Here is a 13,782-nt window from a genome sequence, read left to right as displayed (position 1 = left end):
GTGGTTTAACAAGCCTCGCTACGGTTATTATGACAAGCCTGCCAGTTTCCTATGCACCTGTTCCTGAGAGGAGCTGATGAAGACAGCACATCATCGCAGCACAAAGAGAGCTGTTCCTCAAAGGAACAGCTCCTGATGTTTGGAATTGGATTTCATTGATCATACAAGGATTTATCCATATGTTCTGCCAAGCTCTACACACGCCATAACCAACGCGCCAACCCCATGAAGATCATTCTCGCATTGCTGCCTTTCCACATAGTGCTTATAATCGCCGACACCTGTCCCGATGCAGATCTTGGGCATAACCAGATGTCCTTGTCCATTCATATATACGGATTGAGCCAGGCCGTTAAATCCGTGTCTTGCATGCGAGATCAAGGAAGAATCCAGATAACCGAGACGGATTCCTTTGGCCAAGGTATATATGAAGAGACTGGAGCACGAAGTTTCCAGCCAATTGTCCTCACGGTCCCCTTTATCTATAACCTGATGCCACAGCCCGGTAAGCGGATCCTGATAACGCACCAGCGCCTCACTTAATTCACGGAGCACGACAGCCAGTTCTTCCCTCGCCGGATGATCCTCAGGCAGTAAATCAAGGAACTCCACGATCGACAGCGCATACCAGCCTAACGCGCGTCCCCAAAATTCCGGGGATTGTCCGCTAACCGGATCAGCCCAAGGCATCGTTCTGCTCTCGTCCCAAGCATGATAAAATAACCCGGTTGCCTGATCCTTGGTATGGGAACGCATCAATCTCTCCTGGAACAGCACCTCATCAAATAAATGCGGCTCGTTATACTGCTGTGCATATTTCATCGTGAACACGCCGCCCATATACAAGCCGTCCAGCCACATCTGGTAAGGATAGCGATCCTTATGCCAGTATCCTCCTTCCGTGGTCCGATTCAGCGTAGATAACAGACGGAGCAGCTTATCCGCGGCTGCCCTGTACCGATATTCGGGAAATACAGCATCCAGCTCCATCAGAAGCAGGCCCGCTTGCACGGAATCCAGCTCCCCCCGCTCCAACAGCAGATTCCCGTTGGAATCCACCAGATGATCGACGTAACCCTTTACGTAATCCAAAAACTTTGACTCCCCGCTAAATTTCCACAATTGAGACATACCCACCAGAAATACGCCCTGGTGGTAATGCCACCGCCCTGCGGGCGGCAGCTGCTCGGGCGAATACGTTTCCATGATCGATTGGCAAGCCTTGGTGCCGAGTTCTAAGGGTGACAAGGTCCGATGTTCCTGCTGCTGAGTGGGATTGGACATAGGTGCGCCTCCTCTTTTTTTCTAATCATGTTCCAACAACTCACGCTATAAAATGACGCCATCCTTAAAAATGGATATTTCCCGGAAGCCGTTGCGTTCATTTCTCGTCTGTTCAACGCCCGAGGCTAATTGGACAATATGATTCATGAGTTCCTCATGAAGCTCATCCATGCCTTTACCTTCCAGCAAAGCACCTGCATTAAAATCAATCCAATGTTTTTTGCGAGCGGCCAGCTCGGAATTGGTCGCGATTTTGACGGTTGGGACCGGGCCACCAAACGGCGTCCCCCTCCCTGTCGTGAACAGCACGAGGTGGGCGCCCGCTGCAGCCAAGGCCGTAACCGATACGAGATCATTGCCTGGCGCTTCGATCAGGTTTAACCCCGGCTTTGTTGATCTCACGCCGTAACGGAGAACAGCGGATACGGTGGCATTTCCCCCTTTTTGCGTGCACCCCAGCGATTTCTCTTCCAGGGTTGTGATGCCGCCGTCTTTATTCCCGGGCGAAGGATTTTCATAGATTTCCTGTCCGTGCGATACGAAATATTGCTTGAAATTGTTAATCAGCATCGTAATATCCTTAAACACCTGTTCGTCGGCGGCCCGGTCCATCAGGATCGTTTCGGCTCCAAACATCTCCGGCACCTCCGTCAGTAAAGCGGTGCCACCGTGAGCGGTGATGGTATCCGCAATGCGACCTGCCAGCGGATTGGCTGTAATGCCCGACAGACCGTCCGAGCCGCCGCATTTCAGTCCGATCTTCAGCTTGGACAGTGGAACCGCCGACCTTTTGAAAGTCTCTGCATATTGCACGAGCTCCGAGATGAGGGACAACCCCTCCTCCAATTCATCCTCCATGTCCTGAGCACGCATATATTTGATCCGTTTCCCGTCCTGCTCCCCAATCATGGCCTGCATTTGATCAATCTGATTATTCTCGCAGCCGAGCCCGATAATAAGCACGCCTGCCGCATTGCCATGCTGGGCCAGGGACGAGAGCAGACGCTGGGTATGGTTTAGATCATCCCCAAGCTGCGAGCAGCCGTAGGGATGAGGGAAGTGATAAACCCCGTCAATGCCCCTCCCTTGAAACTGCTGCCCGGCCATGCGCGCTAACAGCTCGCAAGTTTTGTTAATGCAGCCGACGGTGTTGATGATCCAAATTTCGTTGCGGATCCCAACCTCACCGCTCGGTCTGATATACCCCTGGAACGTCGGAGATTCCCCCATAACAGTCGCCGAATCTTCAGGTGCTGTTTTTGCACCAGGCTTATACTGATACTCCACTTCACCGGAAAGTCCAGTCTTCAAATTATGAGTATGGATCCATCTCCCCGGCAAAATGACTTCCTTCGCCAGTCCGATCGAATAGCCGAATTTTAGTACATGGCTGCCCGGCTGTATCAAGCGAAGAGCCACCTTATGACCTTTTGGCACATTCTCGGTTAACTCGATCGCATGCTCCTTCCCGTTCAGAAGCCCGATGGCATGTTCTCCTGCCGACAAAGGACGAAGCGCAACACCGACATCATCCTTGTTGTGAAGTATAACGATGTCGCTCATGTCTCGATCAGCTCCATTTCTTCGATATAACGGCTTACCACTTCATGAAGATGGGATATCCGGTTCAAATCCTCGCCCCATAAAGCCTGATTGCCAAGAATGGATGCCACAAGCTGACGTATACTCCATTCCCCGTCTTCTACCTTTTGCCACGCTTGATAAAATGTCATCAGGCTGTCCGGATCATCTCTTAACAGCATCTGTTCACCATCAAGACGCATTCCGTACCACTGCCCCTCTATCGATTTGGCATGATACAGACGGATCAAGGAGGCCAATCCCCGTGTCATGAGGCTTGGGAGCGTACTGTGCGAACTGACATATTCCTTTAAGCTTGGCAAAAGCCTCACCTTGAACTTGGAGATGCTGTTCATGCCAATATCCTGGAGCTTGTGCCGAAGAAAGGGATTGCGGAATCGCTCCCAAACGGTGTCGGCATATGCCTTGACCTCTTCCGGCGGGAGAGGGACCACGGGGACGATCTCTTGCAGCATTGCGCTGCGAATGTCTTCTCCCCATTCCGTGCTCTCTGCGATCTCTTTCACTTCAGTGAAACCGTGAAGCAAGCCGATGGAAGCCATTAGGGTATGGGTTCCATTCAAGATCCTTACCTTTCTCACCTGGTACGGGGTCAGATCGGATACCCACCTTACCTGGAGACCCGCTGACTGTAGTGGCAGCCTGGACTCCAATGACGGGTCGCCCTCAATAGCCCAGAAATAATAGGGCTCCGCCGTGTTCAACAATCGGTCTTCATAACCCCATTTGTCAAAATAGCGCTCGGCTTCTTCCGGATAACCGGTTACGATCCGGTCCACAAGCGAGTTCAGAAACAGGTTGCTCTCCTCGACCCAGCTCCGAAAAGCTAACGAAAGCTCCCAATCCTCAGCATGCCGCAGCACAATCGATCGCAGGATATCCCCGTTTCGTTCCAGCAGCTCGCAGGGCAGGATCAACAGCCCCTTATGCGGCGAGCCCTCATAACGCTCATAACGCCGATATAAAAGCATGGTCAGCTTGGCGGGGAATGACATCGGCGGTTCCGACGGATTCCAGTCACTGCGCTGATAATCGAGACCAGCTTCCGTGGTATTGGAGACTACGATCTCCAGGGAATCCAGCTCGGCGACGCTCAAGAAATGCTCCCATTCGGCATAGGGGTCAATCATCTCGGAGAACACCGTGATCCATAACTCATCCTCAATCTTCCGGCCATCCTGCAGCCCTCGTGTCAGCAAGCCGTAAATCCCTTCCTGCTCCCGCAGCTGCTCCAGCTTGCGCCGTCCCCCGGGTCTTGGCTGACTGACGGCAACGCTCCCTTGGAACAACCCCTGCCGGTTGCATTCATAGATCATCCAATCGAAGAAACCTCTTAGAAAATTGCCCTCGCCTATTTGAAGCACTTTAACGGGGTAGTTCAACATATCCAACTGATGCTGCTGTTGTAATGGTAAGGAATCCCTTCCTATCAGCTTCAACGCTCGGCCGCGGTCTGTGTTTGCATCCATGCTCTATCTCCCTTCCGTCCGGCCAAATCGGAAATAACGCTCAGCGTTGTTGTAACAAATATCCTGTACGATCCCCCCGAGCCATGGAAGATCATCCGGCGCCTCTCCCCGTGTAACCCACTCTCCGAGGAGATTGCATAGAATCCGCCGGAAATACTCATGCCGGGTATAGGATAAGAAACTTCTGGAGTCGGTCAGCATGCCGACAAATCGGCTTAACAGCCCCATATTGCCGAGTTTGCTCATCTGGTCGACCATGCCGTCCTTGGTATCGTTGAACCACCACGCGGATCCGAACTGGATTTTGCCCGGAATGCCGTCGCCTTGAAAACTGCCGATAAGTGCTGCAAGAATATCGTTATCGCTTGGGTTAAGCGAATAGAGAATCGTTCTCGGAAGTGCCCGCTCTTGATCAAGCCGATCCAACAGCTTCACGAGTGGTACCGCGATTGGACTATCATGAATCGAATCATAGCCGGTATCCGGGCCTAGTTCTCGGAACATCCGGGTGTTATTGTTGCGCTGGGCGTTAATATGAAATTGCATGACCCAGCCGAGTTTCGCGTAAACTTGGCCCAGATAAAGCAGCGTATACGTTTTGAATTGCTCCTCTTCCTGACGGGAAACCCGCTCCCCTTTAAGCGCTTTCAGGAATATGTCAGCCGCTTGTGTCTCCGTAACCTCTTGATAGGGTACGTAATCCAGCGCATGATCGGATACCCGGCCACCAACGGAATGGAAAAACTCAGCCCGCTGCTCAAGTGCCTTCAGGAATGCCGAATACTCCGTAATCTCCATCCGGCTTCGCTCCGCCAACAATTTCACCCAAGGAAGGAATGTCTCCCGGTTAATCTCCAGCCCTTTATCCGGACGGAATGATGGGAGCATCTGAAATTCGGCATCGTCTTCCTCCGCCAGCTTGATATGATATTCCAAGCTATCCGTTGGATCATCTGTCGTACAGACCACTTTGACGCGGCTTGAAACGATCAATCCCCTGGTTGTCAAATCATGTTCCTGCAGACGCTTGTTTGCCGCTTCCCATATCTGCGGAGCGTTCTGTTCATTAATGATATCCTTAATGCCGAACAGTCTTTGCAGCTCCAGATGAGACCAATGGAATAACGGATTGCCGATCGTCATCGGAACGGTGCGCGTCCAAGCCAAGAAGCGGTCATAATCGCTCACACCCGGTCCGCCCGTAATGTATGCCTCTTCCACTCCAGCGGCTCGCATCGCCCGCCATTTATAGTGATCGCCGTTAATCCACGCTTCGGTCAAGTTCTCAAACCGGTGATTGTCAACGATCATTTGCGGACTCAGATGACAGTGGTAGTCGATGATGGGCATGTCTTTTGCATAATCGTGGTACAAGGTACGTGCAGTCTCGTTGTTAAGCAAAAAATGTTCATCCATAAAAGGTCTCATGTTAACACCGCCCGTTTCTGTAGATTTATCTACTATGTTACGGCATCATCAGTTGGATTTCTTCACGTTTATTGCGAATTTGAGGGATTATTCAACATATCTTGCTTTGTTTTAGTAGTAGAAGTTGTTACAATATAACTAAAGAGTTGAATTATACCTCACCATGAAGGCATTGAAACGAAGCGGGGGCGATTATGATATCCAGCGATACCCATACCGTAACCTACGGGGAAGAAGAAGGGGAATTTTACTACCATCGCATTCATCGCACAAAGCCCTTTGAACGAAATAACCATTACCACGGAACCTATGAAATCTACTATTTGGTTTCTGGCGAGCGCAATTATTTTATAAAAGAAAAATTGTACACCATTCGGGCGGGTGACCTCATTCTCATCAATAAATTCGACGTTCATAAAACGTCGGGTCAAGGCGATCCGGAGCATGAACGTATCGTCATTAATTTTAGCGATTCTTTTCTCGGGAAAGGCCACCCGTTGCTGGTATCCGGATTGCTGGGCATGTTTAATCAGGATCGGCCGCTGCTGCGTTTAACCGTTCCAGAGCAAGCGATCATCATGCAAATTTTGAATAAAATGGCCGATGAGATCAGAGAAGGCTCCGCTTCGTACGAGTACATGCTGCAGGTGCTGCTTACGGAGTTATTAATCAAAACCTCTCGGTTAACCCATTCCGCCTCGCTGCCTGCCCACACTTCCTTGAATCCGCTCCATCAGAAAATCACGGACGTCGTTAAGTTTATTCACGCCCATTATGCAGACAAAATCACGCTGCAGCAATTATCCGAAACCTTCTACATCAGTCCGTTCTACCTGTCGCGGATATTCAAAGAAATTACGGGCTTTACAATCATTAATTATCTGAACCTGACCCGCATTCGCGAGGCGCAGCGCCTTCTGATGGATACGGACCTAAAAATCGTGGACATCGCCGAATCGATCGGTTTTGAAAGCCTTACGCATTTTGACCGAACCTTTAAGAAAATGATGAAGATGACAGCAAGCAAATACCGCAAAATGAATAGCATCCCGTGAACCAACAAAAAAGGAAGCGATCAACCCAAAATTTGGGATTGCTCGCTTCCTTTTTACGAAGTTAGGGGATTGGCTCCCTTAACTGATTCGATTCTGCTGTTGTTGATATTGCTCCATGGACATCAGCACTTCCCGCGGTTTGCTTCCCTCATAGGGTCCGATAACCCCGCGTGCCTCCATGGAATCAATGAGACGCGCTGCACGGGTATAACCTACCCGCATTCTCCGCTGCAGCAGCGATACGGACGCTTGCTTAGCTTCCAATACGATGGTCACCGCCTGCTCATACAGCTCATCCAATTCTTCTTCATCTGAATTCGAAGATTCCTCAATTTCAGGCACCAACGACTCATCATACTCCGCTTGCCCTTGATCCCGGACAAAATCCACGATGTTCTCGACTTCATGATCACTCATGAAGGCTCCCTGCACTCGAATCGGCTTGGAGGAGCCCATCGGCATAAACAGCATATCCCCGCGGCCAAGCAGCTTCTCAGCGCCCGCCATATCCAGAATCGTTCGGGAATCGACCTGCGAAGACACGCCAAAGGCGATACGCGACGGGATGTTTGCTTTAATGACCCCGGTAATAACATCAACCGACGGACGCTGCGTCGCGATGATCAAGTGGATCCCGGCAGCACGGGCCATTTGGGCCAGCCGCGTAATCGCATCTTCAACATCGTTGGCTGCAACCATCATCAAATCGGCCAGCTCGTCCACGATAACGACGATATAAGGCAATACTGCAGGCAAATTATCCTTCATCAGATTGTTGTAGCCCTCAATATTTCGCGTTCCGGATTTGGAGAACAGCTCATACCGTTTCTCCATCTCTACTACGATTTTCTTAAGTGCCAAGGATGCCCGTTTCGGATCGGTTACCACCGGTGCCATCAAATGCGGAATCCCGTTGTAGACGTTAAGCTCAACCATCTTCGGATCGACCATCAGGAACTTAACCTCATCCGGCTTGGCTTTATACAAAATGCTGGTAATAATGCCGTTGATACATACGGATTTACCCGAACCCGTTGCACCTGCAACAAGAAGATGGGGCATGCGTGCCAAATTACCGACAATCGTCTGACCTGAAATATCACGGCCAAATGCAATCGACAGCTTCGATTCCGATTCCTGGAACGTTGGCGTCTCCATAACCTCTCTCATCGTAACAAGTGAAACTTCGTTGTTCGGCACTTCGATCCCGATGGCTGATTTGCCGGGAATCGGGGCTTCCATCCGAATATCCTTGGCCGCAAGCGCGAGTGCAATATCATCGGTCAAATTGACAATCCGGCTAACCTTAACCCCGATGTCCGGCTGAATTTCATAGCGGGTGACCGACGGCCCCCGGACAACCTCCAGCACCTTGGCTCGAACGCCGAAACTTTCCAGCGTCGCCTCCAGCTTACGGGCTACCTGCATATAATCGTTCTGGTCTCCACCCTTGCCGCCATTGTTCGGTTTGGACAGCAGCCGGAATGGAGGCAGCTTATACGGCTTGGGAGGCGGAGCGGGAGGCGCTGCCGGTGCCGTTCCCTCTTGCGCCCCATCTTCCATAATGGCTGCATTCGACTCGCCATTCGACGTCTCAGGATCTCCCATGGGCTCCGGACTCGCTGCCGTGTTCCCCAGAGGTTCCTCTTGTGCCGAAGGTATCATCGCTTCGTGATCGTCGTACTCGTCATCCAGACGCCCTTCTTGTTTCACCTGCTCAAAGAAATCGCGAATAATCGGCGATGAAGGCACAGATTCTGCTGCAGGAGAGATAATCTCCGCTTCCTCCTCCGGTTGAACCGGACTGTTGAACAAGACGACCTCCTCTTTCTCCTTAGCACCATGCCCGTTACCAACCGTAAATACCGGAGATGCCTCATCCGCATCATCCCGGGCCTCTTCCACTGCTTCGTCCCGCTTGTTGCCTTTGGAACCGAACAGCTGGAAGAATTGCGGCGCTTTGCGGCGCGGCAGCCTCATGCCCTCCATATCATCCAGATCATCATCCTCATCCAGATCCTCCGGCAGCTGCATGCGCTGTTCCTTCGCGCTTGATTTCGCCGCCGCTTTGGATTTCGTCTGCTGGCTGTTTACTTTTTTCTGAATCCGTTCTCCGGCCTTTACAACCCTTACGCGGAACATCCGCATTAAATCAACATAGGACAGGTTGGTAATCAGCATGAAGCTGATCACTAGCATGACAATCATAATCAACTTTGCCCCGATGCTGCCGAACAGCATTAACAGAAAGGCAAACTGCAGCGCTCCAACGTAACCGCCGCTGATGTCTCTACCCATGACGGGATGATGTCCATCATCTGCGCCGGCATGAAGGAGCTCGCCTTGCAAATCACTATGTATCTGGCTCATCGCATTTGACGCATTCAATTGTCCAATCGGGGCCAGCTTCGACTCCAAACCTGCAATACTGCTCATTAAGGTGAGCGATAATACCAAGAGAAGGACACCGGTGCGTCTGCTGTTCCACCGTTTGGGCCATTTCCGGTGAATCATCACCATTAACCCGTAATAGATGCCGATTAGGGGGATGATAAAATAATACTTGCCCAGCAGATATCCAGACATCTTGGACAGGGAACGCCCCACCGGTGCTTCTCCGGATAATGCGATGACCGAAAGTGTCATCAATACAATCCCATAAATTTCATACTTCAATACGGCTGCAAAGGCTGCCTTCTTCTTTCTTTTCCGCTTTGCCAAAAGTGTCACCCCCGAATCCATATTATAGCATAATATTCGGTGGCGTACCTATGTTCTGTTTTCAGCCTTTAGCCTCATTTTCTACCGTCGGAATATAGCGAATTATTGCCCCCGGAGCGTAGCGTGGATTCAAGTAATCTTGAAGCCCGCAGTCCAATAAACGGACAATTTTCGCCTGATCCTCTGCCATGGGTTCAACTTCCATCAGTATTCCTTCCACCCGAACTTCCCTGGACGTAACGGCTGCCTGCTCCCCTTGCAGCATCCCGATCGGATCCAATGGCATGACGCTGTACCATATCATTGCGTAATCCCCCCGGGGCTTATCGTTTTACGTTCTGCAATCATGCTGTTCAACCGGCTTAATGCCTGCCCGATTCCCCCCACTTCGTTCATCAGGCCATATTTTACGGCGTCCGTACCCGAAACCGCGGTGCCGATATCCCTGTTCAATTCACCGGTTTTGAACATCAGATCCTTAAACTGTTCCTCCGTGATCCTCGAATGGCTCGTCACAAAGCGCACGACGCGTTCCTGCATTTTCTCCATGTATTCAAAGGTCTGCGGCACGCCAATGACTAACCCGCTCATACGTATCGGGTGAATGGTCATCGTCGCGCTCTCCGCGATGATCGAGTGGTCTGCTGCTACAGCGATAGGGACGCCGATACTGTGCCCCCCTCCAATGACAACCGTTACGGTCGGTTTGCTGAGCGATGCAATCATCTCGGCAATGGCAAGTCCGGCTTCGACGTCACCGCCAACGGTATTGAGGATGATCAAGAGCCCTTCGATCCGCGGATTTTGTTCAGCTGCCACAAGCTGTGGAATCATATGCTCGTATTTGGTGGTTTTGTTTTGCGGTGGAAGCACGAGATGTCCCTCGATTTGTCCAATGATCGTCATGCAAAAAACGTTGGATTCCCCGCCGCTCGGCAGTCCCGTCTGTCCCAGCTGCTGTATGGTTTCCGTTACGGCCACTTTCTTGCCTTCCTCGGTGGGGAGAACCGGAGGCGCTTCCGTCTCACCAGTCCATCCTGCTTTTCTGTTGCCGGTAGTCCATTGATCGTTGTCCACTGCGCATCCCTGCCTTTATCTTAATGTCTAGCTGCTGCAACCAACACATAGCTAACCCTTAGTATGGCAAATGACGGGACTATTTTATGCTTATAGGGTGCATTCAGCAAGAGATCGTAATTGCAGCAGCCACAAAAAAACTCCTGCCGAAATGACTCGGGAGAAGTTTTGGGATCAACCTATAAAAAGCCCCTCTTTCGCGGGAACCGTCCAATTATTACCTGCGAAAAAGGGGCGACTGTGTGCCTGATTTATTTGTTATCTTGTATCAGACTTCCATAATGATCGGCAAGATCATCGGTCTGCGACGTGTTTGTTCATACAAGAAGCGTCCCAATGCGTCTTTTACACTGGTTTTCAGTGACGCCCATTCATTCACGTTTTCACTCATCAGCTTCTGAAGCGTGCTGGAAACGATACGGTTGGCTTCATCCAGAAGCCCTTCGGATTCCCGTACGTATACGAATCCACGCGAAATAATATCAGGACCGGATACGATGGAACCGTTTTGCTTGCTCAAGGTAACAACAACGACCAGAATTCCGTCCTGGGACAGAAGCTTGCGATCGCGGAGTACGATGTTTCCTACGTCACCAACGCCAAGTCCGTCAATCAGAACATTGCCAGCGGTTACTTTGCCGGCTTTGCGGGCCGAGCCGCCTTGAATTTCCACGATTTCACCGATATCGGTAATAAAAATGTTATCCGGATCAACACCAACGGACTCTGCAAGCAGAGCGTGACGGCGCTGCATCCGGTATTCACCATGGACAGGGATGAAAAATTGCGGTTTCATCAGATTCAGCATCAGCTTGAGTTCTTCTTGGCTGCCGTGACCCGATACGTGGACACCCGAATTGGATCCGCTATAAATCACGTCTGCTCCAAGACGGAACAACTCATCAATTGTACGTCCCACATATTTTTCATTGCCTGGAACCGGTGTCGCTGCAATGATGACCGTATCCCCTGGCAGAATGTCCACCTTGCGGTGAGTAGAACGTGCCATGCGTGTGAGCGCTGACATCGGCTCTCCCTGACTGCCTGTACACAATACGACAACGCGGTCAGCTGCCATTTTGTTAACCTCTTCAGGTTCGATCAGCATGCCGTCCGGAATGTGCAAGTATCCAAGCTCAGCGGCAATGGACACCACGTTGACCATGCTTCTTCCGATAACCGTTATTTTGCGGCCAGTGGATTCGGCTGCGTTGACAACCTGTTGAATCCGGTGCACATTGGATGCAAACGTTGCAACAACAACCCGCTGCTCGGCCTTACGGAAAATATCTTCCAGCACGATACCCACGTTTTTCTCGGAAGGCGTGAAGCCTGGTCTCTCTGCGTTCGTACTATCTGACAGAAGAGCCAATACTCCCTTGCTTCCGATCTCAGCCATACGCTGCAGATCCGCATACTGGTCATTTACCGGAGTATGGTCGAACTTAAAATCGCCTGTATGCACAACATTGCCTTCCGGTGTTTCGATACAGATCCCTACGGAATCCGGAATACTGTGATTGGTCTTGAAGAAGGTCGCTTTCAGTGTGTTTCCGAGTTGTACTTCCGAATCCGCATGAATCAGAATCCGTTTCGTCTCACCAAGCAAATTCGCTTCTCTGAGCTTGTTTTCCACCAATCCGAGCGTCAATTTCGTTCCGTATACAGGAACATTCAAGTGTTTCAATACGTATGGGAGGCCGCCGATATGGTCCTCGTGACCGTGAGTCAGCAAAATCCCTCTCACTTTGTCGCGATTCTCCGTTAAATAGCTAATATCAGGAATAACAATATCAATCCCAAGCATATCTTCTTCTGGGAACTTCAATCCCGCATCCACGACAACGATGTCATTGGCATATTGAATGACATACATGTTCTTCCCGATCTCACCGACGCCGCCCAAGGCAAAAATCGATAGTTTATCGTTGCTTATTTTCTTAGACAAATGTATCTAACCCTCCTATAGTTTTGGACGTCGTACCATTGTTATATTAAATTTCAAAAAAATACCGCACCCAGTCACTTGAATTCATTATACATGATGAAAAAGTGAAAACACAAGTCAACCACCTTCGTGAGCCATAGGATACCCAGAAACAGAAGGGTTTAAAACGAAGAAAGCCACTGCCTTCATTGAAGGCAATGGCTTGGATATGGTAGGTGCGCAGGTTACAAGGAAGACAGCATCTTACGGATAAATGCAGCCTCATTCTCACTAGGAGAAACAAGCGGCAGACGAACGCCGCCGACCTGATAGCCCCGCTCAATCAAAGCGAATTTAACTGCCGCCGGGTTCGGAAGCGGGTCAGGACATTCAAACAGGCCCTTAAACAGCGGGAACAAGGATTGATGCAGCTTGGCGGCTTCCTTCACGTTTCCTTCCACATAGGCTTGGATCATATCCTTCATGCGGGCCCCAGCGATATGACTGGCCACGCTTACGATTCCGTAAGCACCTACGGCCAGAGCAGGAAGTGCCGCGGAATCGTCGCCGGAATAAACGATGAACCCTTCCGGAGCTCCTGCGGCAATGCCGGTGACCTGGTCAATCGAAGCACATTCCTTGGTCGCAACGATGTTCGTTATTTGAGCCAGACGCAAGGTTGTGGCCGTGCTTAGGCTGATGCCCGTCCGTCCAGGCACATTGTACAGCATGACAGGCAAGGAAGTGGCCTCAGCGACCGCCTTAAAGTGCTGGTAGAGCCCTTCCTGGTTCGGCTTATTGTAGTATGGAGCGACAAGCAGAATACCGTCGACGCCGCAGCTTTCCGCTTTTTTCGTCAATTCTGCAGAATGTGCCGTATCGTTGCTGCCTGTACCTGCGATGATCTTGCTCCGTCCACCTGCCTGCTTCACTGCGAACTTAAACAGTTCAAGCTTCTCGTTTTCGCTAAGCGTTGGCGATTCGCCCGTCGTTCCTGCAATGACCAGGGAGTCCGACTTTTGTTCCACAATCAGGTGCTCGATCAATCTCGCAGTCTCGTCCCAATTGATCTCACCATTCTGATCAAATGGGGTTACCATAGCCGTAATCAATCTTCCGAAATCCACAATGATTCCTCCTTAAAGCTGTCCCAAACGGGCAAGCTTCCTTCGTAAGTAATCTTATATATAGTATTTCCTATCAAACGTTTAACGAACAG

The 13,782-nt window shown here is 50.7% G+C and carries 10 protein-coding genes; 1 reads left to right on the top strand and 9 read right to left on the bottom strand.

What is annotated here, in order from left to right:
* Positions 1 to 171 precede the first annotated feature (171 nt).
* The 4 genes from ACETK5_RS07100 to uxaC are packed head-to-tail and all read right to left on the bottom strand — an operon-like array spanning position 172 to position 5,783.
* Positions 172 to 1,284 (bottom strand): glycoside hydrolase family 88/105 protein, encoded by a 1,113-nt coding sequence (locus ACETK5_RS07100; protein ID WP_394054810.1) that lies wholly within the window; start codon positions 1,282 to 1,284, stop codon positions 172 to 174.
* A gap of 45 nt (positions 1,285 to 1,329) precedes the next feature.
* Positions 1,330 to 2,847, bottom strand: coding sequence for a UxaA family hydrolase (locus ACETK5_RS07095; RefSeq protein ID WP_326112992.1), 1,518 nt, complete (start codon positions 2,845 to 2,847; stop codon positions 1,330 to 1,332).
* Positions 2,844 to 4,355, bottom strand: a complete 1,512-nt coding sequence (locus tag ACETK5_RS07090; RefSeq protein ID WP_394054808.1) for a tagaturonate reductase — start codon at positions 4,353 to 4,355, stop codon at positions 2,844 to 2,846. Before ACETK5_RS07090 ends, ACETK5_RS07095 begins: the two co-directional genes overlap by 4 nt.
* 3 nt (positions 4,356 to 4,358) lie before the next feature.
* Positions 4,359 to 5,783: a glucuronate isomerase gene (gene uxaC / locus ACETK5_RS07085; RefSeq protein WP_394054806.1), complete on the bottom strand. Its 1,425-nt coding sequence runs from the start codon at positions 5,781 to 5,783 to the stop codon at positions 4,359 to 4,361.
* Positions 5,784 to 5,977: 194 nt separating this feature from the next.
* Here uxaC and ACETK5_RS07080 point away from each other — a divergent pair, with 194 nt between their 5' ends.
* A complete protein-coding gene (locus tag ACETK5_RS07080) occupies positions 5,978 to 6,838 on the top strand; it encodes a helix-turn-helix transcriptional regulator (RefSeq protein ID WP_394054804.1) in 861 nt (286 codons plus the stop codon).
* Between the two features lie 78 nt (positions 6,839 to 6,916).
* Here the strand turns inward: ACETK5_RS07080 and ACETK5_RS07075 are convergent, their stop codons facing one another.
* The 5 genes from ACETK5_RS07075 to dapA all read right to left on the bottom strand — a co-directional run bounded on the left by ACETK5_RS07075 (position 6,917) and on the right by dapA (position 13,690).
* Complete coding sequence (locus ACETK5_RS07075; RefSeq protein ID WP_207797475.1) at positions 6,917 to 9,580, bottom strand: FtsK/SpoIIIE family DNA translocase; 2,664 nt, start codon at positions 9,578 to 9,580, stop codon at positions 6,917 to 6,919.
* A gap of 40 nt (positions 9,581 to 9,620) precedes the next feature.
* Positions 9,621 to 9,863, bottom strand: a complete 243-nt coding sequence (locus ACETK5_RS07070) for a YlzJ-like family protein (RefSeq protein WP_100538027.1) — start codon at positions 9,861 to 9,863, stop codon at positions 9,621 to 9,623.
* Positions 9,860 to 10,636 (bottom strand): ClpP family protease, encoded by a 777-nt coding sequence (locus tag ACETK5_RS07065; RefSeq protein ID WP_394054801.1) that lies wholly within the window; start codon positions 10,634 to 10,636, stop codon positions 9,860 to 9,862. The genes ACETK5_RS07070 and ACETK5_RS07065 overlap by 4 nt, the downstream gene beginning before the upstream one ends.
* Before the next feature lie 268 nt (positions 10,637 to 10,904).
* Positions 10,905 to 12,584: a ribonuclease J gene (locus ACETK5_RS07060; RefSeq protein ID WP_100538029.1), complete on the bottom strand. Its 1,680-nt coding sequence runs from the start codon at positions 12,582 to 12,584 to the stop codon at positions 10,905 to 10,907.
* Positions 12,585 to 12,808: 224 nt separating this feature from the next.
* A complete protein-coding gene (dapA, locus tag ACETK5_RS07055) occupies positions 12,809 to 13,690 on the bottom strand; it encodes a 4-hydroxy-tetrahydrodipicolinate synthase (protein ID WP_100538030.1) in 882 nt (293 codons plus the stop codon).
* Positions 13,691 to 13,782: the final 92 nt, after the last annotated feature.

This window comes from Paenibacillus ilasis (assembly GCF_043195395.1).
Taxonomy (GTDB): domain Bacteria; phylum Bacillota; class Bacilli; order Paenibacillales; family Paenibacillaceae; genus Paenibacillus_AQ; species Paenibacillus_AQ lautus.
This window is presented reverse-complemented; position numbering and strand designations above follow the sequence as displayed.

What these genes read in the sequence shown, in the direction of transcription:
- uxaC (WP_394054806.1), bottom strand. Translation starts at nt 5,783, where the DNA reads ATGAGACCTTTTATGGATGAACATTTTTTGCTTAACAACGAGACTGCA.
- ACETK5_RS07080 (WP_394054804.1), top strand. Translation starts at nt 5,978, where the DNA reads ATGATATCCAGCGATACCCATACCGTAACCTACGGGGAAGAAGAAGGG.
- ACETK5_RS07095 (WP_326112992.1), bottom strand. Translation starts at nt 2,847, where the DNA reads ATGAGCGACATCGTTATACTTCACAACAAGGATGATGTCGGTGTTGCG.
- ACETK5_RS07075 (WP_207797475.1), bottom strand. Translation starts at nt 9,580, where the DNA reads ATGGATTCGGGGGTGACACTTTTGGCAAAGCGGAAAAGAAAGAAGAAG.
- ACETK5_RS07090 (WP_394054808.1), bottom strand. Translation starts at nt 4,355, where the DNA reads ATGGATGCAAACACAGACCGCGGCCGAGCGTTGAAGCTGATAGGAAGG.
- ACETK5_RS07100 (WP_394054810.1), bottom strand. Translation starts at nt 1,284, where the DNA reads ATGTCCAATCCCACTCAGCAGCAGGAACATCGGACCTTGTCACCCTTA.
- ACETK5_RS07070 (WP_100538027.1), bottom strand. Translation starts at nt 9,863, where the DNA reads ATGATATGGTACAGCGTCATGCCATTGGATCCGATCGGGATGCTGCAA.